Annotated in this window: 18 protein-coding genes and 1 pseudogene; 10 read left to right on the plus strand and 9 right to left on the minus strand. The window is 55.3% G+C overall.

Features of this window, described 5'->3' with window-relative positions; genetic code table 11:
- Position 1 precedes the first annotated feature (1 nt).
- Together marA and marB are read left to right on the plus strand one after the other, a co-directional pair.
- Positions 2 to 385 carry an MDR efflux pump AcrAB transcriptional activator MarA gene (gene marA / locus GYRE_RS18955; RefSeq protein WP_146748686.1) on the plus strand — a complete coding sequence of 128 codons (384 nt, stop codon included), beginning with the start codon at positions 2 to 4 and terminating at the stop codon, positions 383 to 385.
- A gap of 30 nt (positions 386 to 415) precedes the next feature.
- Entirely contained in the window at positions 416 to 622 is a 207-nt protein-coding gene (marB, locus tag GYRE_RS18960; RefSeq protein WP_006819989.1) for a multiple antibiotic resistance protein MarB, read from the plus strand.
- A 50-nt stretch (positions 623 to 672) separates the two neighbouring features.
- Here the strand turns inward: marB and eamA are convergent, their stop codons facing one another.
- The gene (gene eamA, locus GYRE_RS18965; RefSeq protein ID WP_006819988.1) at positions 673 to 1,572 is read right to left on the minus strand and encodes an O-acetylserine/cysteine exporter; all 900 of its coding nucleotides are present in this window, start codon (positions 1,570 to 1,572) and stop codon (positions 673 to 675) included.
- A 192-nt stretch (positions 1,573 to 1,764) separates the two neighbouring features.
- Between eamA and ydeE the strand changes: the two genes are divergently transcribed.
- Complete coding sequence (gene ydeE / locus GYRE_RS18970) at positions 1,765 to 2,955, plus strand: efflux MFS transporter YdeE (protein WP_038257550.1); 1,191 nt, start codon at positions 1,765 to 1,767, stop codon at positions 2,953 to 2,955.
- A gap of 114 nt (positions 2,956 to 3,069) precedes the next feature.
- Entirely contained in the window at positions 3,070 to 3,528 is a 459-nt protein-coding gene (locus tag GYRE_RS18975) for a helix-turn-helix domain-containing protein (protein ID WP_038257552.1), read from the plus strand.
- Here the strand turns inward: GYRE_RS18975 and GYRE_RS18980 are convergent, their stop codons facing one another.
- Complete coding sequence (locus tag GYRE_RS18980; protein WP_006819985.1) at positions 3,529 to 4,725, minus strand: MFS transporter; 1,197 nt, start codon at positions 4,723 to 4,725, stop codon at positions 3,529 to 3,531. It lies immediately after the preceding gene.
- 268 nt (positions 4,726 to 4,993) lie between these two features.
- Here GYRE_RS18980 and mgtS point away from each other — a divergent pair, with 268 nt between their 5' ends.
- Both mgtS and GYRE_RS18990 read left to right on the plus strand, forming a co-directional pair.
- A complete protein-coding gene (gene mgtS, locus GYRE_RS24640; RefSeq protein ID WP_087943270.1) occupies positions 4,994 to 5,089 on the plus strand; it encodes a protein MgtS in 96 nt (31 codons plus the stop codon).
- 408 nt (positions 5,090 to 5,497) lie between these two features.
- Positions 5,498 to 6,613, plus strand: coding sequence for an AI-2E family transporter (locus GYRE_RS18990; protein WP_038257554.1), 1,116 nt, complete (start codon positions 5,498 to 5,500; stop codon positions 6,611 to 6,613).
- A 30-nt stretch (positions 6,614 to 6,643) separates the two neighbouring features.
- On the opposite strand, the gene GYRE_RS18995 is transcribed toward GYRE_RS18990, so the two are convergent.
- Together GYRE_RS18995 and dcp are read right to left on the minus strand one after the other, a co-directional pair.
- The gene (locus GYRE_RS18995; RefSeq protein WP_006819982.1) at positions 6,644 to 7,831 is read right to left on the minus strand and encodes a glycoside hydrolase family 5 protein; all 1,188 of its coding nucleotides are present in this window, start codon (positions 7,829 to 7,831) and stop codon (positions 6,644 to 6,646) included.
- A 30-nt stretch (positions 7,832 to 7,861) separates the two neighbouring features.
- Entirely contained in the window at positions 7,862 to 9,904 is a 2,043-nt protein-coding gene (dcp, locus tag GYRE_RS19000) for a peptidyl-dipeptidase Dcp (protein ID WP_038257556.1), read from the minus strand.
- Between the two features lie 143 nt (positions 9,905 to 10,047).
- Here dcp and ydfG point away from each other — a divergent pair, with 143 nt between their 5' ends.
- From ydfG to GYRE_RS19015, 3 genes and pseudogenes are all read left to right on the plus strand, one after another.
- Entirely contained in the window at positions 10,048 to 10,794 is a 747-nt protein-coding gene (ydfG, locus tag GYRE_RS19005; RefSeq protein ID WP_006819980.1) for a bifunctional NADP-dependent 3-hydroxy acid dehydrogenase/3-hydroxypropionate dehydrogenase YdfG, read from the plus strand.
- Positions 10,795 to 10,886: 92 nt separating this feature from the next.
- Positions 10,887 to 11,573 (plus strand): GntR family transcriptional regulator, encoded by a 687-nt coding sequence (locus GYRE_RS19010; protein WP_006819979.1) that lies wholly within the window; start codon positions 10,887 to 10,889, stop codon positions 11,571 to 11,573.
- A 50-nt stretch (positions 11,574 to 11,623) separates the two neighbouring features.
- A pseudogene (locus GYRE_RS19015) lies at positions 11,624 to 12,365 on the plus strand (YbgA family protein).
- A 37-nt stretch (positions 12,366 to 12,402) separates the two neighbouring features.
- On the opposite strand, the gene GYRE_RS19020 reads toward GYRE_RS19015, so the two are convergent.
- The 5 genes from GYRE_RS19020 to GYRE_RS19040 all read right to left on the minus strand — a co-directional run bounded on the left by GYRE_RS19020 (position 12,403) and on the right by GYRE_RS19040 (position 18,120).
- The gene (locus GYRE_RS19020; protein ID WP_038257559.1) at positions 12,403 to 13,866 is read right to left on the minus strand and encodes a mannitol dehydrogenase family protein; all 1,464 of its coding nucleotides are present in this window, start codon (positions 13,864 to 13,866) and stop codon (positions 12,403 to 12,405) included.
- Positions 13,867 to 13,971: 105 nt separating this feature from the next.
- Positions 13,972 to 15,423: an MFS transporter gene (locus tag GYRE_RS19025; RefSeq protein ID WP_258521985.1), complete on the minus strand. Its 1,452-nt coding sequence runs from the start codon at positions 15,421 to 15,423 to the stop codon at positions 13,972 to 13,974.
- Positions 15,419 to 16,438, minus strand: coding sequence for a Zn-dependent oxidoreductase (locus GYRE_RS19030; RefSeq protein ID WP_038257561.1), 1,020 nt, complete (start codon positions 16,436 to 16,438; stop codon positions 15,419 to 15,421). The genes GYRE_RS19025 and GYRE_RS19030 overlap by 5 nt, the downstream gene beginning before the upstream one ends.
- 12 nt (positions 16,439 to 16,450) lie before the next feature.
- Positions 16,451 to 17,665 carry a D-mannonate dehydratase ManD gene (gene manD / locus GYRE_RS19035; RefSeq protein WP_038257563.1) on the minus strand — a complete coding sequence of 405 codons (1,215 nt, stop codon included), beginning with the start codon at positions 17,663 to 17,665 and terminating at the stop codon, positions 16,451 to 16,453.
- Positions 17,666 to 17,793: 128 nt separating this feature from the next.
- Positions 17,794 to 18,120 (minus strand): YnfA family protein, encoded by a 327-nt coding sequence (locus GYRE_RS19040; RefSeq protein ID WP_038257565.1) that lies wholly within the window; start codon positions 18,118 to 18,120, stop codon positions 17,794 to 17,796.
- A 133-nt stretch (positions 18,121 to 18,253) separates the two neighbouring features.
- On the opposite strand from GYRE_RS19040, the gene GYRE_RS19045 reads away from it, so the two are divergent.
- Positions 18,254 to 18,595: a DUF1283 family protein gene (locus GYRE_RS19045; RefSeq protein ID WP_006819972.1), complete on the plus strand. Its 342-nt coding sequence runs from the start codon at positions 18,254 to 18,256 to the stop codon at positions 18,593 to 18,595.
- The last annotated feature ends 52 nt before the right edge of the window (positions 18,596 to 18,647 follow it).

Consider the following 18,647-nt stretch of genomic DNA (forward strand, 5'->3'; position numbering starts at 1 on the left):
GATGTCCAGACGCAATACTGACGCCATTACTATTCATAGCATTTTGGACTGGATCGAAAATAACCTTGAATCGCCGCTGTCGCTGGAGAAAGTGTCGGAGCGTTCCGGTTATTCCAAATGGCACCTGCAACGGATGTTTAAAAAAGAGACCGGCCATTCATTAGGTCAATACATCCGCAGCCGTAAACTGACTGAGATTGCGCAGAAACTCAAACAAAGTAACGAGCCGATTTTGTATCTGGCCGAGCGTTACGGGTTTGAATCGCAACAGACGCTAACGCGCACGTTTAAGAACTATTTCGACGTGCCGCCGCATCAGTACCGCATCACCAATATGCCTGGTGAATCGCGCTATCTCTACCCATTAAAACACTGTAACTGTTAATCGCCTGCAGCAAGACGTATTGAGGAAATCATGAAACTATTCGCCTCCGCCGCCCTCACCTTACTGGTGCTGGTCTCCGGCCAGAGTTATGCGGAGCAATCAACCACCATGGGCAATCAGACCGAGCATGACGCAAAGATCATGGTGTCTGCCCATAGACAGCCGCCGTTTGATTTTAACCATATGGGCGCTGGCAGCGATAAATCCGATGAACTGGGTGTGCCTTACTACCACTAGTCTACCCGGTTACTCTTTTTGCCCCGCGACTGCGGGGCTTTTTTTTATCGCTATCCTCTGACCGTCTTTACCCGCCGCCATTTCAGACCAAAAACATTAATGTAGAGACCCGCCATAATCAGTACGGCCCCCACCAGTTGTAAAGCGGAGAGGGTTTCCCCCAGCAGCAGCGCGGCGCTGCCTATTCCGAATACCGGAACCAGTAAAGAGAGCGGCGCTATCCGCCAGGTTTCGTAACGTCCGAGCAATGAACCCCAAATTCCGTAACCGATGATGGTCGCCACGAACGCCAGATACACCAGCGAGAGAATGGTGGTCAGATCGATATGGATAAGGCTCTGAAACATCAGCTGTGGGCCATCGAGTACGTATGAGGCCAGCATAAAAGGAACGATCGGTATCAGTGCGCTCCACACGATGAGCGACATCACCGGTGGACGCGTTTCGTGCTGCATAATGAGCTTATTGAAGATGTTACCGCAGGCCCAGCTCAGCCCGGCCGCCAGCGTCAGGAAGAAGCCCAGTAGCGCGACGTGTTGACCATTAAGGCTCGCTTCAATCAACACCAGCACACCAAATACCGCGAGCGTAATGCCCGCCAGCTGTTTCCCCTGCAGCCTTTCGCCAAATACAAAGGCACCGAGAATAATGGTGAAGAATGCCTGAGCCTGCAGCACCAGTGATGCAAGCCCGGCAGGCATACCGAACTTAATGGCACAGAAAAGGAAGGCAAACTGACCGAAGCTGATAGTCAAGCCATAACCCAGCAGCAGCCGAAATGGGATCCGGGGACGGGCGACGAAAAAAATCGCCGGGAAGGCAACCAGCAGAAAGCGTAGCCCCGCCAGCATCAACGGCGGCATGTTGTGCAGACCCAGCTTTATCACCACAAAATTCAGTCCCCACACGACCACTACCAGCAGCGCCAGCAGCCCATCTCTGCGCGTCATATCCCGCTCCCCAATTATTAAATTTTTGTAAACACAACCAAGGTAACGAAAAAATCCAGTTCGTCATAGATCATTATTTTTGGCAGGGAGAAAAAGCATTTACCGACACGAGTTCATCTGTACAACACCCGGGGAGGCGTGATACTCCTGAATGACATAACATTATTATTACAATCAATGTCGGGCAGAAAAATGAACTTAAGTACCAGGCGCTCTACCGCAGCGCTGCTGGCGTCGTCGTTGCTGTTAACGATTGGCCGTGGCGCCACCCTCCCTTTTATGGCTATCTACCTCTCGCGTCAGTTTTCACTTGGTGTGGATGCGATTGGCTATGCCATGACTATCGCGCTGACCGTTGGCGTGGTATTCAGCCTGGGGTTCGGCATCCTCGCCGATAAGTTCGACAAAAAACGCTATATGCTGTTGTCGATTACCGCGTTTATCGGCGGTTTTGTGGCGATTCCGCTGGTCGACAGTGTGCCTTTAGTGGTGCTGTTCTTTGCCCTTATCAACTGCGCCTATTCGGTGTTTGCGACCGTCCTTAAGGCCTATTTCGCCGATACTCTGGCGTCGACGGCGAAAGCGCGGATCTTCTCGCTCAACTATACCTTCCTCAATATTGGCTGGACGGTCGGACCGCCGATTGGCACCTGGCTTGTGATGTACAGCATCAACCTGCCGTTCTGGCTGGCCGCTATCTGTGCGGCGTTTCCGCTGGTGTTTATTCAACTCTGGGTGCAGAAGATTGCCGTCGTGGACCATCAGGACCCGACCGCAGCATGGTCACCTTCGGTGCTGCTGCGCGATCGGGCGCTTTTGTGGTTTACCCTCTCTGGCCTGCTGGCATCGTTCGTTGGCGGATCGTTTGCCTCCTGCCTTTCGCAGTATGTTCTGGTCGTAGCCGACGGTGAGTTTGCCGAGAAAGTCATCACCGTTATTCTTCCGGTGAACGCCGCCGTCGTGGTGTCGTTGCAGTACGCAATAGGCCGTAAACTGACGACCACTAACCTTCGTCCATTGATGGCGCTGGGTACCCTCTGTTTTGTCCTTGGATTAGTCGGCTTTATGTTTGCCGGCTCCAGTCTCTGGTTCTGGGGGATTGCCGCCGCCATATTTACCCTTGGGGAGGTGATTTACGCGCCTGGCGAATATATGCTCATCGACAATATTGCTCCCCCGGGGTTGAAAGCGAGCTATTTCTCGGCTCAGGCCCTCGGGTGGTTAGGCGCGGCGTTTAACCCGATGTTGACCGGGATGATCCTCACCAATCTGCCATCGTGGTCGCTGTTTGCTATTCTTATCACCGCCATTGTGGCGGCGTGGTTAATGATGATTCGCGGCATGAACGTTGGCCCGGGTGAAGGTCAACTGAGCCCGGTGTAAGGCGCTGTCAGCGGTCTGTCGCCTCCGTGTCGGGCTGCTGTCGGGTTAAGATCGTGTTGTTTTCGCGGGCCTTGTTCGAGAATAACCACCGGATACCTGATTCGGAGAAAACTCATGAACACCATTAAAGCGCTGCGTTTGCAGCATGCCTGGTCCCAGGAGCAGCTGGCAGAAATGGCGGCGGTCAGCGTTCGTACCATTCAGCGGATTGAGAACGGTGAACGCCCGGGGCTGGAAACCTTAAGTGCGCTGGCAGCCGTATTTGAAGTCAGCGTGGCGGAACTCAGTGGGGAAGCGGAAAACCGTGATGCAACGCTCGACAAACGCATCGAGGATGCCCGCCAGCAGGTGCATCACGAGTCACGCTTCTGGCGGTCGCTGCTGACCGCCGTGGTCGTCTGCGCCCTGCTGTTCGCCATCAATCACTTTACCTCACCGGCAAACCTCTGGTCATTGTGGGTCATGGCTATCTGGGGCGCGTTACTGTTCGTGCGTGGGCTGCGGATTTTCCTCTTTGCCGGCGCCATTGAACGCTGGCGAAAAGCGCGTCTGCAAAAGCTACTGCGGAAGTAATCAGCTAATTTGCATGCTGTCTGCGGGTTTCAGCCACAAATAGAGCAGCGTGGCGACGCAGACGGCGGCACCGGTAAAGAAGGTGTATTCCGCCCCCCACGTCTCCCAGATAATGCCAGCCCCGAGGCTCGCAATAAGCAGACCCATTCCGCTGACCATACTGAATATACCAAACGCCGTCCCGCGCAGATCCTGCGGCGCAGTATGTGCAATCATCGCCGCCAGCAGTCCCTGCGTCATTCCCATATGCAGCCCCCAGAGCGCAACGCCAACGAGGATGCCGCTCCAGTGAGTGCTGAATGCCAGTACCAGATCGGCCGCGATCAGCACCACCAGACCAAGCTGCAGTAGTCGGGTATGGCTCATCGCATCTGAAAGTTTGCCAAAGGGGTAAGCTGAGAAAAAGTACAGCAGGTTCATCGCCACCATCACCAGGGGGATCAGTGCAAGCGGAATAGCCGCCTGCTGGGCGCGCAGCACCAGGAAGGCCTCGCTGAAACGCGCCAGAGTAAATACCGCACCAAGGCCTATCACCCACCAGCAGCCGCGCCCGAGACGCTGTATATTTTCACGTTTAATCGGGTTAGTGCGCTTATGCGTCACCGGGGTCCGCGGTTCTTTCAGACCGAAGAACAGCAGCGCTACGGCCAGCACGCCGGGGATCACCGCCACCCAGAAAATGGTACGAAAGTCGTTGTCCCACAGCAGCATCAGCACGACCGCCAGCAGTGGGCCTAAAAATGCCCCCACGGTATCCATCGACTGGCGCAGCCCATAGGCCGCGCCGCGAATTTCCGGCGGCGTGACGTCGGCGACCAGCGCATCGCGGGGAGCTCCGCGGATGCCCTTCCCAACCCTGTCAATAAGCCGGGCGCTGAGGATCATGCCCGAGCTGGAAGCTATCGCAAACAGGGGTTTACTGAGCGCGCCAAGTCCATAGCCAAGCAGCGCCAGCCCTTTGCGTTTCCCCAGATAATCGCTGATTGCGCCAGAAAAGACTTTGATGATAAGCGCGGTGGCTTCTGCCAGCCCTTCGATGAGACCAATCAGGATGACGCTGGCACCCAGGGTGGTTGCCATAAACAGAGGTAGCAGGCTGTGGATGAGTTCAGAGGAAATATCCATCAGCATGCTGACACCGCCGACGACCCAGACGCCCTGAGGAATACGGCTTAAGGTACTGAACCGGGATAACATACCGTGGCGCTCCTGCTAGCAGAAAAATCGCATTAAACCTTACTTTTACCACAATATAAATGCGAATGAGTGTCGTTTAATCAAAATGTTAGCAGAACGCCGTGCGTTGTTGCATTTTGTCAGCCACTCTTTACCAGACAGGCGAAATTATTCACATAGTTAATGATTTGTTTAAGTTCACCAGGGTATTATTTGTGCAATTACAGCGCATTTCACAACGGTAGTCAGAGAGGTAGTACAGCGTACTTAAACATAACGGAGGTTAATCATGCTGGGAAACATGCATGTATTCATGGCGGTACTGGGAACGATCCTTTTTTCCGGTTTTCTCGCTGCGTATTTCAGCCATAAATGGGATGACTAATGAACGATAATCCCCACCCGTAAAAGCCCCTTGTTGCATCACGCACAAGGGGCTATTTTTTTGCCCAAATTCCATGAATAAGGCAAAAAAAAACCGCCAGAGACTGGCGGTAAATGCTTGCATGGATAGATTTGTATTATACCTGAAGCCCTTATCTGGCCATTCCATGTCCTGACTCAGGCTACTGAGGCTAACCTATCACCCACAACTTCAATGGGGCCTAAACGGTCGGATGTTACCCCAATAAATCACGTACTTGCCTGGCGCTAAGAAACTGGTTATCTGCTCAGCGCACAACTCCCGAAGCCATTTCCCCCATCAATGAGAAGCCCGCTGACCGCTTTTCCTATGGAAAATCAGCCATAAACCACTATATTTCGTGACATGGATCGCTAAATCGGTGACATCATGAGATATAAAGGACTGAACAAAGGCTTTTTCATTTTGATTTTGCTGGTGGTGACACTGGCCTTCTTCCAGGTACTGGGCCAGTGGTACTCTGCCATTCTGTGGGCCGCTATTCTGGCCGTGATTTTCCATCCGCTCAAAACCCGCCTACGCCACCGACTGGGCGATCGCAACGGGCTGGCGTCGTTTTTGATGCTGGTCATCATCTGCCTGATTGTCATTACCCCACTGGCGATTATTGCTTCGTCTCTGGCGATCGAAATGAACCTGGTTTACACCCGTCTGCAGGGAAACGAGACACAGTTTCCAACGGCGGTGGCCCAGGTCATTCATCACCTCCCCGGATGGGCGAGACAACTGCTTGCCGAGCATAATCTCAATACGGCCTCGGAGATCCAGAAGCAGCTTTCCGAGATTACCCTTAAAGGTGGTCAGTACATCGCGGGCAGCGTATTCATGATTGGTAAAGGAACCTTCAGCGTTACCGTAGGTTTCGGCATCATGCTGTATCTGCTGTTCTTCCTGCTCAAAGACGGGGCTTATCTGGTGACGACTATCCTCGAAGCGATCCCGCTGTCCGATTATGTAAAACATCACCTGTTTATGAAGTTTGTCGCCGTTTCCCGGGCAACGGTAAAAGGCACTCTGGTGGTCGCCGTGGTTCAGGGGGCGCTGGGCGGGCTGGCATTTTACTTTACCGGCATCGATGGCAGCCTGCTGTGGGGAGCATTGATGGCTTTCCTGTCGCTTATTCCGGCGGTGGGCTCGGCGATCGTCTGGGTTCCTGCGGCAATTTACTTCTTTGCAAGCAGCATGCTGTGGCAGGGGCTGTTCATCGTCGGCTTCTTCGTCATTGTGATTGGCCTTATCGATAACATTCTGCGTCCGTTACTGGTTGGCAAAGACACCAGGATGGCGGACTGGCTTATCCTGATTGCGACGCTTGGCGGTATGGAAATTTACGGCATCAACGGCTTTGTGATTGGACCGTTGATTGCAGCGCTGTTTATCGCGTGCTGGAACCTGCTCTCCGGGCGTGACCATCAGGGTAACGTAGATGAAATCGACGAAGAGTTTATCGAGGAAGGTAACAAACACCCCGGGCGCGAACCATAAAAAACTGAAGGCCCCGCGGGGCCTTTTATTTTATGGTGCAGTGGGAGCCAAGCGTTTCTGAATGGGCGCAAATTCTGCCGTGGCTTTTCGTGGTACGGGATCCGGCAGATTCTGCTCCATCGCCTGCCAGTATTTCCATGGCACTTTACCACTACCCAGTTCGTAATCCATGCCGTCCCAGGCGTCCTCGCGGAAGCTGTAAAACGCCCAGTGAGACTGGCGCTTGTCGAGAACCTGCAGCACATCTTCCAGCCACTGGGTGCAGCCTTTCAGGGTGCGAATACAACCAAACTCCCCGGCCACAACGCGGTTTTGCGGCACCTGGTGACGTTCCGCCCAGTCGTAGGGTGCCGCCATCCATTTAGCGACGGTCCCGGCATCCCAGTTCACCAATTCCCCGCCAAAAGGGACGTTGCCTGGGTACACATACGGTGTTTTACGGCGAACGTTAGGCGTACTGGTAAAGGCATAGGGTTCATACATGTGGAAACTGTACAACACGCGATCGTCTTTAAGCCGCTCAGGCCAGCCGGAAAAACCACGCGCAGAGCCATACCAGCCACCGTCAACCATCACCGGTGTTACCTTATCCACTTCGCGGATAGCCGCGATGACCTCATTGTAAAACTGCGGCAGATTACGGGCGGTTCCCTGCTGCTGTTGGTACCAGTCGCTCAGGGCGGCAACCGTTGCCTGCTCGCTCAGTCCGGTGGTTTTTTCCGGGGCCGGTTCGTTAATGAGATTGTACGCGGCAATCGCCGGTTCATCTTTCAACGCCTGCGCCAGATCGCGCCAGAAGCGAATGGCTGAGTCCCAGCGCTTTTTGTCCTGCCACAGGCGATCATCAAACTTGCCGCCGTTATTTTGCGACCAGCGCATCCACGGCAGAGACAGCGGCGCAATAACCACTTTCAGCCCCGCCTTATCTGCCCGCGCCAGCACCTGTTTGAGCGTAGCCAGATCCTGCGGCGAAAGATGCTGATAATTATCGGCATCGCCAATCAGAAAATCCCGCCCCTCCGGTTTCCATTTATCCCAAGAGAGACGCACCCAGGTCGCGCCGTAGCCGCGCAGGCTCTGGAAATAGGCCTCATCAGGTGGCAAACGGTTAAAGCTGTTGCCGCCGTGCTGCGGTTGATCCCAGAAGTGAATCTGATCGGCCGCCTGAACCTGCGCTGCCATCAGCAGCGCTACACAAAGTGAGAATCGTTTTTTCATCCCTGTCCTGATTGCTTATTAGCGGTTGAATTACTGTAAGCCCCGATTCACCAGCATTGGCTCAATGTGCGGATCGTGCCCGCGCCAGTCACGGTACAGCGCCTCGAGTGGGCTACTATTACCACGAGAAAGCACCGCATCGCGAAAGCGCTGCCCGTTTTCGCGAGTCAAACCACCCTGCTCAACAAACCACTGATAGCCGTCGTCGGCGAGCATTTGCGTCCATAAATAGGCGTAATACCCCGCCGCATAGCCACCACCAAAGATATGGGCGAAATAGCTGCTGCGGTAACGTGGAGGCACAGCGGCCAGATTCAGATCCTCGGCGGCCAGAGCCTGTGATTCGAACTGGTCAACGTCCTGCGGTGTCGCCGAGTCCCCAACGCTGTGCCAGTGCATATCCAGCAGCGCGGCGCTCAGCAGTTCGGTCATGTCATAGCCTTTGTTGAACGTGGCGGCGCGGAACATGCTGTCGCGCAGCGTTTCCGGCATCGGTTCACCGCTTTCAAAATGACGCGCATAGTGGGCAAATACCTGCGGGTGGCTGGCCCAGTGCTCGTTAATCTGCGACGGGAATTCGACGAAATCACGCGGCGTGCGGGTACCGGAAAGCCCCGGATAACGCTGGCTGGCGAACAGGCCGTGCAGCGTATGACCAAACTCATGGAACAATGTGATCACATCATCCCAGGAGAGCAGCGCCGCCAGCCCCGCAGCCGGTTTTTGATAGTTGCAGACGTTGTAAATGACCGGGCGGGTGCCAAGCAGCGTGGACTGTTGTACCAGGTTATCCATCCACGCGCCGCCGGATTTACTGTCGCGAGCGAAGAAATCGCCATAGAACAGCGCCATGCCTTCGCCGTTGTTATCGAAGATCTCCCAGACGCGCACGTCAGGGTGCCAGACGGGAATATCGAAGCGTTCGATAAAACGAATGCCAAAGAGCTGCGACGCCGTCCAGAACACCCCGTCCTGCAGGACGCGGTCGAGGGCAAAATAGGGTTTGATTTGCGACTCATCGAGGGCATAACGCGCGCGGCGAACCTGTTCGCTGTACCAGGGCCAGTCCCACGCTTCGGCTTTAAAACCGCCCTTTTCTGCGTCTATCATCTGCTGGATGTCGGCAAGCTCCGCTTCGGCACGGGCGCGCGCGGCTGGGGTAATCTCGCGCATGAACTGATACGCGGCGGCCGGCGTTTTGGCCATCTGGTCAGCCATGCTCCAGCTTGCATAATCGGCAAAGCCCAGCAACGCCGCCTGGCGGGCGCGAATAGCCACTATGCGCCTGATAAGCGAGCGGGTATCGTTTTCATCGCCCTTTTCGGTGCGCTGCCAGCTGGCTTTGAACAGCTTCTCACGGGTTGCACGATGGCTCAGCGCCGACAGCGCCGGTTGCTGGGTGGTGTTCAGCAGCGGCAGCAGCCAGCGCCCGACAAGCCCTTTATCGCGGGCGGCACCGGCAGCGGCCGCTATCTCATCGGCGGAAAGCCCCGCCAGCTGTTTTTCATCGTCAACCACCAGGCCGCCGCTTTTCGCCGCCGCCAGCAGATGCTGGTTAAACTGGCTGTTTAAAGTGGCGATTTCAGCGTTGAGCGATTTCAGTTCACGCTTCTGCTCTGCCCCGAGGGTGGCACCGGCCAGCAGGAATTGCTGATAGACAACCTCAACTAAGCGCAGCGATTCTGCATCCAGCTCCAGGGACGCTCTTTGTTGCCACAGCGTCTGAACGCGTTCAAACAGCGCATCGTTAAGATAAATATCACTGCCAAGCTCCGCCAGCGCGGCAGAGAATAATGGGTCGAGCTCCAGAATAGCGTCGTTGGTATTCGCCGAGGCCATCGAGAAAAACACCGTGGTCACCCGCGTCAGCATGTCACCGCTTTTTTCCAGTGCCTCAAAGGTGTTGGCAAAGGTAGCAGGAGCCGGGTTGTTGGCAATGGCGGCGATTTCTTCGCGTTTACGTTTTATCGCTTCATCAAACGCCGGGCGGTAGTGCTCATCTTTAATACGGTCAAACGGGGGGGCCTGATACGGCAGCAGGCTGGATTCAAAAAATGGATTATTGGCGGACATCATCTTCTCCCGACTTTTCAGCGTATTGCCCAGAGTAGGCGCAGGCCCGCAAAACCGCAATCCTTAAAGCCTCAGCAATCATTTTTCGCAGACCGAGATCGTGCTATGGTAGTCAGACATGAAAAGCATTGAGGAACAGTGAGATGATTATCCTGGTTACCGGGGCGACCGCCGGTTTTGGTGAGTGCATCACCCGTCGTTTTATCGCTAATGGCCATAAAGTTATCGCGACCGGCCGTCGCCACGAACGTCTGCAGGAGCTGCAGGAGGAGTTCGGTGACCGCATTCTGACCGCGCAACTCGACGTTCGCAACCGTGCCGCTATCGAAGAGATGATGGAAGGTCTGCCTGCCGACTGGCGCAGCATTGACGTACTGGTCAACAACGCTGGTCTGGCGCTGGGGCTTGAACCCGCGCACAAAGCGAACCTCGAAGACTGGGAAACCATGATCGACACCAACAACAAAGGTCTGGTGTATATGACCCGCGCTGTGCTGCCGGGCATGGTTGAGCGTAACCGTGGCCACATCATCAATATCGGTTCCACGGCAGGAAACTGGCCGTATGCCGGTGGCAACGTCTATGGCGCCACCAAAGCCTTCGTGCGCCAGTTCAGCCTGAACCTGCGTACCGATCTGCACGGTACCGCCATTCGCGTGACTGACATTGAACCCGGTCTGGTTGGCGGCACCGAGTTCTCCAACGTGCGTTTCAAAGGCGACGATGAGAAAGCGGGCAAAGCCTATGAGAACGCTAACGCCCTGACGCCAGAAGACGTCACCGAAACCGTCTGGTGGGTGGCGACGTTACCTGCGCACGTCAACATCAATACCGTTGAAATGATGCCGGTCAGCCAGTCGTTTGCGGGTCTGAGCGTGCACCGCTCCTGATCCCCCTCTTCCCGGCCCACCGTGGCCGGGTTGGGCGTGCTGGCAAAAAATGTCTAAAATCATGTCGTTAATCCGTTAAAAAGTAAGAGCCAATGGCCGCTGAATCGCAATTAAACCCAACACAGCCTGTTAACCAGCAGATCTACCGGATCCTGCGCCGGGAGATCGTCCATTGCCTGATCCCGCCGGGAACTCCGCTTTCCGAAAAAGAGGTCTCCGTACGTTTTGACGTCTCGCGTCAGCCGGTGCGGGAGGCATTCATCAAGCTTGCGGAAAACGGCCTTATCCAGATCCGTCCGCAGCGCGGCAGCTACGTGAACAAAATATCCCTCTCCCAGGTGCGCAACGGCTGCTTTGTTCGCCAGGCCATCGAATGCGCCGTGGTTCGCCGTGCCGCAGGGCTTATCAACGACGCACAGTGCTACCAGCTGGAAAAGAACCTGCAGCAGCAGCGAATCGCCATTGAGCGTCATCAGCCGAACGATTTCTTCCTGCTGGATGATGAGTTCCACCAGACGCTGTCGGGCATTGCCGACTGCCAGCTGGCGTGGGACACCATTGAAAACATCAAAGCCGCTATCGACCGGGTGCGCTACATGAGCCTCGATCACATTTCCTCCCCGGAAATGCTGCTGCGCCAGCACTACGATATCTTCAATGCGCTGGAAAAACGCGACGCCGATGCGGTGGTAAAAGCGATGACCCTGCATCTGGATGAAATCAGCGAGTCTGTCTTATTAATTCGTCAGGAAAACAGCGACTGGTTTAGCGAAGAATAAGACCTGAGCCCCCGACTTTTCACCTGAATCATATGGCTAAGGACAACATCATGAACACGCTTCCCGTTATCGGCATAACAGGCTCCAGTGAACCTTTTGACGGCGGGCTTAAGCGGATGGGCCTGGTGATGAATACGCTGACGGACTGGGTGACGTTTAAACCCATTAGCACTCCGTTACTCCCCTTACAGACTGATGTATCAGGCGTGATTGTCGCAGATGCTTCATCGGCGGCGGAGCTGTTGCAGCACTCCCCCTGGCTACCGGTCGAAGAAGACCGCCGCCTGCAGGAGCCTTCGTTGCGGGAAAACTTTATCGAATGCGTTTTTGCTCTCCACGACGTTAATCGCCTGCAAGCTCATGGCCTCACCCGGCATGCCCTGCTGGCTTTTCACAGCCGCTATAAGCTGCAATTGCTGGCACACCACCAGCCGGGTTATCGCGAGATTGGTCCGCTCGTCGCGTCACTGCATGAATGGGAAGATCTGGAGACTTTTTTTCGTGATGTACCGGGAAAAGCTGATGGCTATTCTGCAGAAGGTCGCGACGCGACAGAATCACACTAACGTACTGATGCACATTCAGGGCTACTTCCGCAATCAACTGAACGCCAGGCAGCGCGCTGAACTGCGCGAGTCAATCCTCAGCTATCTCGCCGGGCAGTTACCGCTTCTCGCCCCGGTCACGCTTCTGAAGCGCTATCTGGATGAATATCCAAACCACTATCTGCTGACGCAAAACTATTTTACGCCGTATCCGGAAGATTTAGGTTTGCGGCTGCTGGTGAACTGAGACTTCCCCCTCGTTAACGAGGGGGAACAGGACGGGATTACAGAGATCCGGCAGCCGCCGCAACGGTGGCTTTCGCGCCGTTTTCGAGCAGTGACAGATAAGCCTTCGTGACTTTGCTGACAAACAGATTCTCCAGCGGCAGCTCTTTGCCGAAGATCGCTTCAATACTCAGCAGCGCCTGTACGCGCGCTTCGCCTTCCGCGCTGTGCCGCACCGCCGCCTGAATTTCAGCGAGTAGCGGATCGCACACTTCAATGGCATTGCCCTGTTCATCCACGCCGCCGACGTAGCGCATCCAGCCCGCCACGCCCAGCGCCAGCAGATCAAACGGAGTCTGATGCACCAGGTGCCAGCGCACGGAATCCAGCATCCGCTGCGGCAGCTTCTGGCTTCCGTCCATGGCAATCTGCCAGGTACGGTGGCGCAGCGCCGGATTGCTGTAACGATCGATGAGCAGCCCGGCATAACGGCCGAGATCCACCCCCTTCACCTTCAGCGTGGGTGCCTGCTCTTTCAGCATCAGGGCATGTGCGGCACGGCGATAGTTCTCATCTTCCATGCAGTCGTTGATGTGCTGATACCCCGCCAGATAGCCGAGATACGCGAGGAAGGAGTGGCTGCCGTTAAGCATACGCAGCTTCATCTCTTCAAACGGAATAACGTCGCTGACCAGCTCCGCCCCCGCCTTTTCCCACTGCGGACGACCGGCGACGAAGTTATCTTCGATCACCCACTGGCGGAACGGCTCGCAGGCCACACCTGCCGGGTCGCGCACGCCGGTCAACTGCTCAATTTTATCAAGCGTATCGGCGGTGACGGCCGGAACGATGCGGTCAACCATCGTCGACGGGAAGGTAACGTGTTGTTCAATCCAGGCTGCCAGCCCGGCATCTACCGCGCGGGCGTAAGCGCAGACCACCTTACGCAGCACATGGCCGTTCTCCGGCATATTATCGCAGGACATCACACTGAAGGCGGCAAGCCCGGCGGCTTTACGCCGCGCCAGCGCTTCGACGATAACGCCCGGCGCAGAGCGCGGATGGTGCGGATCCCGCAGATCGGCAGCAATGAGCGGGTGATCGAGCATAAGTTCGCCGGTGGCCGGTGAATGGCAGTAGCCCTTTTCGGTGATAGTCAGGGATACAATCGCCACCTGCGGCTCGCACATGGCGCTGAATACGGTTTCCAGGCCATCCACTTCGGCATGCAGCGCGCGTTTTACCACCCCAACAACACGGGCGGTCCAGGCATCGGCGGACATTTCCGCCACGGTATAGAGGGTGTTTTGTTGATTCAGGTCGGCAATCTGCTGTTCGCCGCCAATCAGGTTAACCTCGGTATAACCCCAGTCGCTGCCGTGTTCAGCGGCAAGAATATCGGCGTATACCGCCTGATGCGCGCGGTGAAACGCGCCAAAACCCAGGTGCACAATGCGCGGTACCAGCGCATTGCGGTCGTATACGGGAAGCGTTGCTTTCGCGGTCAGTAGCTTGTTTTGCATCGTTGTACTCACTGTGTAGAAAACTGATTGCCATACTAGATTAACGAGTGTTTTCACCGATGTTTTGATTTACGTTAATTTATACGCAATTGGTATGACATCATTCTAAAGTTGTGTGACACCCGTAATAACCGCTTCCTTTCCTGGCTTGTCTGCAGCGTCATAAGGCAGGCTCAGGTCGCGGTCGCATACCTCAGGCATGAAGAGAGCAGAAAGCAGGCCAATGACCGAGTAGCAGACAATCATCACCACAATTGGCAACCACGAACCGGTGATGTTGCAGAAAATCCCCGCCAGCAGTGGACCAAAACCGACGGCAACCAGTCCCCCCACCTCCTTGGAGATCGCCATGCGTGTAAAGCGATTACCGGAGCCAAACATCTCCGCCATCGTGATGTTTTCAAGGGCAAACAGACCCAGCACCGCCACGTTATGAATAATGATGATCGAGGCCATAATCGCACCAGGCGCATAGTTTTTATCGACCACAATAGACAACATCGGGTAAGCGAGGACGATCGCCGAGAGGCTGACGATGATGTACGGTAACCGGCGGCCAAACTTGTCGGACAACCAGCCCAGCAGCGGAATGGTGATGAATCCAAGCACCGAACTTATCATCAGCGCATCCGTGGGAATGGCTTTATCGAACATCAGTTGCTGTACCAGGTAGCCCGCGAGGAACGTCTGAATAAGCCCGGAGTTCCCCGCCTGACCAAAGCGCAGCCCGGTTGCCAGCCAGAAGGATTTGCTTTTGAACATTGCGCCAAGGCTGCCCGCGTTTGATTCCTGTTGCACCGCCGAACCGCCCGCTTCGCTCACTTTTTCGAATACCGGGCTCTCTTTCAGATTGAGACGCAGCCAGATAGCGAAAACCATCACCACGACGCTTGCCAGAAACGGTACGCGCCAGCCCCAGGCAACCAGCTCTTCGCGATCGAGGGCGAAAAACATCACCGCCCAAATCGCCGTAGCGCTGAGGGTGCCGCAGTTGGTGCCCATGGCAACCAGAGAAGAGATAATGCCGCGTTTCCCTTTCGGTGCATATTCAGCCAGCATGGTCCCGGCACCGGAGATTTCCGCTCCGGCCCCCAGCCCCTGAACAATACGCAGCGTCACCAGCAGCACCGGCGCAAAAATACCAATCTGTGCGTAGGTGGGCAGCACGCCAATCAAGGTGGTACAAATCCCCATCATGGTGATAGTGATAAACAGCACCTTCTTGCGGCCAATGCGGTCGCCCATTTTGCCAAAGATAAAAGCGCCAACGATGCGGGCGATATACCCGGCACCGTAGGTGCCCATGGCGAGGATCAGTGCCATCGCCGCAGACTGTTCCGGGAAGAAAATTTCATGGAATACCAGCGCCGCACCAAGTGAATACAGCTGAAAATCCATAAACTCCAGCGCGGTGCCAAGCCAGCCCGAAACCGCCGCGCGGACCAGGTCTTTCGTACTTCTTTCATGTGTAACGTCTGTCATGGTAGCTATCTCTGTGAGGTAAGATGCGTACGACGTAATCGCATAAATAAAAACCCATTGGGTTGAACAATTAATCCGCGAAAGTCAGCAAAACTTTGCAGCAGTGTTGTTGGTCTTGTTCGAATTTGGTCAGGGCATCGACGACGTTTCGATAATCAAAGCGGTGGGTGACCAGTTTTTCCGGTTGAATCAGGCCCTGCTCGAGCCACTGCAGCACCTGCGGGAACTTGTTCGCATTTAACCGCGAGGAGAAAATCGACAGCTCTTTGCCAGTGATCGCCTGCTGGGTAATGCTGCTCGGCTCACTGGAAAAGCCCATGATGACAATCCGCGCCGCCGGAGAAGCCAGCGCAATGGCTTCGGCCAGAATGGTCGGATGGCAAGCTGCATCAACAATCAGCGTGGGCTGGAGCCCCTGTTCGTTCAGCCATTCCGGGAGCGACCGCTGCGCATTATTGAAGATGAGATCGGCGCCGCAGGTTTTCGCCAGCGTCAATCGCTCATCAATACGATCGACAACGATAACCGTTTTGACGTGGTACACGTGCTTTAGCACCTGAACGGTGGTAAGCCCCATCGGACCTGCACCATAAATCAGGGCAACATCCTGTTCATTGGGCGCAACCTGCCCGGTTACGTTGGCCGCAATGGTGAACGGCTCCGTCATCACACCCTGTTCGTCGGTCACCGAATCGGGGACAATCCAGGCGTTTTTAGCCGGTACTACGGTGTATTCACTGAACCCGCCGTCACGGTGTACGCCCAGCACAACCAGCGAAGTACAGACGTTCGGTTTGCCAACTTTGCAGGGGTAGCAGTGACCACAGCTGATCACCGGATCAACGCAGACCCGCTCCCCCAGACGTTTATGGTCACCCCCCTCACCCACGGCATCTATCACCCCCAGAAACTCATGGCCAATCACGCGCGGGTAGCGGGCAAACGGGTTATGCCCACGGTAGATATGGCTATCGGAGCCGCAGATCCCCGCAAGTTTTACTCTGACACGCACTTCCCCCACGCCCGGCTGCGGTAACGGACGAACGCTGATGTTCAACTGATTCGCCTGCTCAATCACAATGCTTTTCATCTTATTCTCCTGTTACCAGTTCCAGAGGGTGCCATCTTCCAGCCGTGCTATCGGCAGACAGGCCGGATCGTAGGGGTATTTCGCCGCCAGTTTTTCATCGAACTCAATGCCGATGCCGGGTTTTTCACCAGGATGCATATAACCGTTATCAAAGCGCCAGCTGTGCGGGAACACTTCCAGCATTTGCTCCGAATAGCCCATGTATTCCTGCACCCCAAAATTCGGTACCCACAGGTCGAAGTGCAGCGCGGCGGCCATACACACCGGGGAGAGATCCGACGGGCCATGAGCGCCGGTACGCACCTGGTAGAGCGCGGCAAAATCAGCAATTCGCCGCATGCCGGTAATCCCCCCGGCGTGAGTTAAGGTGGTGCGGATATAGTCGATGAGCTGCTCTTCGATAAGCTGCTTACAGTCCCAGATACTGTTAAACACTTCACCTACCGCAATGGGTGTTACCGTATGCTGGCGAATCAGGCGGAAGCAGGCCTGGTTTTCTGCCGGCGTCGGATCCTCCATCCAGAACAGACGATAATCCTCCACGCTTTTGCCAAAACGCGCGGCTTCTATCGGCGTCAGCCGATGGTGCATGTCGTGTAACAGATGTTCGTTAAAGCCGAATTTCTCCCGCACGCGGGCAAACAGTGAGGGAGTGAAATCGAGATATTTTTCGCTCGACCACAGTTGTTCTTCCGGCCATAAGCCTTTAGTGGCGGGTTCATACGCCAGTCCCTTGCCTTTTGCCATACCGTAGGTGGTTTTCATGCCCGGGATCCCGCACTGGACACGAATCGCTTTAAAGCCCATCTCTTTATGCCGCGCGTAGTCGTCGAGCACCTCATCAATAGAGTGCCCGGTGGTATGGCAATAGACCATCACCCCTTCCCGCGAAGCGCCGCCCAAAAGCTGGTACAGCGGCATCCCTGCTGCTTTAGCTTTGATATCCCACAACGCCATATCGACCGCAGAAATCGCCGACATGGTGACCGGGCCGCGCCGCCAGTAAGCGCCTTTATAGAAGCATTGCCAGATATCCTCGATGCGCCGGGCATCGCGGCCAATCAGCTGCGGGCACAGATGATCCTGCAGATATGAGGCAACCGAAAGTTCACGTCCGTTGAGCGTGGCATCGCCCAGCCCGGTAAGACCGTCTTCGGTGGTGATTTTTAGCGTGACGAAGTTGCGTCCAGGACAGGTGACAAAAACTTCTGCACCAGTGATTTTCATGAGTTCGATCCTTTTCTCTTTACGGGTATGCCACAACCATAATCAATCACCCTACTACCATACAAGTATATTGATCACAAAATCAGCACGACAGAGAAAAGAATATATTGCGGCCGAAGCCGCAGAAATTATGCGCGTCCCCACCCGGCAACGATGATGAGCATGCCGCACAGGGCAACGCCAGCGCCAACCCAGTCGTAGGCACTGAGGCGTACTCCGTCCACCGCGCGCATCCAGATGAGTGCGGTAAAGACATAGACACCGCCATAGGCGGCATATACGCGCCCGCTGGCCGCCGGGTGAAGCGTCAGAAGCCAGACAAACAGCCCCAGCGAAAGCGCCGCCGGGAGAAGCAACAGCGGTGTTGCCCCCCGCTTCAGCCATAGCCAGGGCAGATAGCAGCCAATGATTTCACACAGGGCGGTGGCGAAAAAAAGTAGAGAGGTTTTAATCATCGTTTGGTAACTATTCAATAAAGTTGAACTATCTTACGCGAATACCGTCTGTATGGCAGTGGTATGACGTAGAAAAGGAATATAGTAAACTCACCGTTGGGTTTACCGTTTTCATCATCGAAAGGATACTGAAATGAAAATTACACTTAGCAAACGCCTGTGCCTGACGGCTATGCTGACGCTGGGTGCCATCGTGTACACTGCTTCTGCTAGCGCCGAGACCAGCAAACTGGTTATTGAATCCGGCGATAGTGCCCAGAGCCGCCAGCATGCCGCCATGGAAAAGGAACAATGGAACGATACCCGCTCCTTACGCAACAAAGTGAACACCCGCGCTGAGAAAGAGTGGGACAAAACGGACACCGCCTTTGATGCCCGCGACAAGTGCGAGCAAAGTGCTAATCTTAACGCTTACTGGGAACCTAACACCCTGCGTTGTCTCGATCGTAGCACCGGCCGGGCTGTCGCGCCGTAATTCAACCAGGTGCCAAATGCTGGCACCTTTCATGACTCTCACCAAAAGGACT

Source organism: Yokenella regensburgei ATCC 49455, assembly GCF_000735455.1.
Classification (GTDB): domain Bacteria; phylum Pseudomonadota; class Gammaproteobacteria; order Enterobacterales; family Enterobacteriaceae; genus Yokenella; species Yokenella regensburgei.

Excerpts from the sequence above, each read along its gene's own strand:
- marB (WP_006819989.1), top strand. The coding sequence starts at position 416 with ATGAAACTATTCGCCTCCGCCGCCCTCACCTTACTGGTGCTGGTCTCC.
- dcp (WP_038257556.1), bottom strand. The coding sequence starts at position 9,904 with ATGTCCGCCAATAATCCATTTTTTGAATCCAGCCTGCTGCCGTATCAG.
- GYRE_RS18995 (WP_006819982.1), bottom strand. The coding sequence starts at position 7,831 with ATGAAAAAACGATTCTCACTTTGTGTAGCGCTGCTGATGGCAGCGCAG.
- ydeE (WP_038257550.1), top strand. The coding sequence starts at position 1,765 with ATGAACTTAAGTACCAGGCGCTCTACCGCAGCGCTGCTGGCGTCGTCG.
- ydfG (WP_006819980.1), top strand. The coding sequence starts at position 10,048 with ATGATTATCCTGGTTACCGGGGCGACCGCCGGTTTTGGTGAGTGCATC.
- GYRE_RS19030 (WP_038257561.1), bottom strand. The coding sequence starts at position 16,438 with ATGAAAAGCATTGTGATTGAGCAGGCGAATCAGTTGAACATCAGCGTT.
- eamA (WP_006819988.1), bottom strand. The coding sequence starts at position 1,572 with ATGACGCGCAGAGATGGGCTGCTGGCGCTGCTGGTAGTGGTCGTGTGG.
- GYRE_RS19020 (WP_038257559.1), bottom strand. The coding sequence starts at position 13,866 with ATGCAAAACAAGCTACTGACCGCGAAAGCAACGCTTCCCGTATACGAC.
- GYRE_RS18975 (WP_038257552.1), top strand. The coding sequence starts at position 3,070 with ATGAACACCATTAAAGCGCTGCGTTTGCAGCATGCCTGGTCCCAGGAG.
- GYRE_RS18990 (WP_038257554.1), top strand. The coding sequence starts at position 5,498 with ATGAGATATAAAGGACTGAACAAAGGCTTTTTCATTTTGATTTTGCTG.
- mgtS (WP_087943270.1), top strand. The coding sequence starts at position 4,994 with ATGCTGGGAAACATGCATGTATTCATGGCGGTACTGGGAACGATCCTT.
- manD (WP_038257563.1), bottom strand. The coding sequence starts at position 17,665 with ATGAAAATCACTGGTGCAGAAGTTTTTGTCACCTGTCCTGGACGCAAC.
- GYRE_RS19010 (WP_006819979.1), top strand. The coding sequence starts at position 10,887 with ATGGCCGCTGAATCGCAATTAAACCCAACACAGCCTGTTAACCAGCAG.
- GYRE_RS18980 (WP_006819985.1), bottom strand. The coding sequence starts at position 4,725 with ATGTTATCCCGGTTCAGTACCTTAAGCCGTATTCCTCAGGGCGTCTGG.
- GYRE_RS19045 (WP_006819972.1), top strand. The coding sequence starts at position 18,254 with ATGAAAATTACACTTAGCAAACGCCTGTGCCTGACGGCTATGCTGACG.
- GYRE_RS19040 (WP_038257565.1), bottom strand. The coding sequence starts at position 18,120 with ATGATTAAAACCTCTCTACTTTTTTTCGCCACCGCCCTGTGTGAAATC.
- marA (WP_146748686.1), top strand. The coding sequence starts at position 2 with ATGTCCAGACGCAATACTGACGCCATTACTATTCATAGCATTTTGGAC.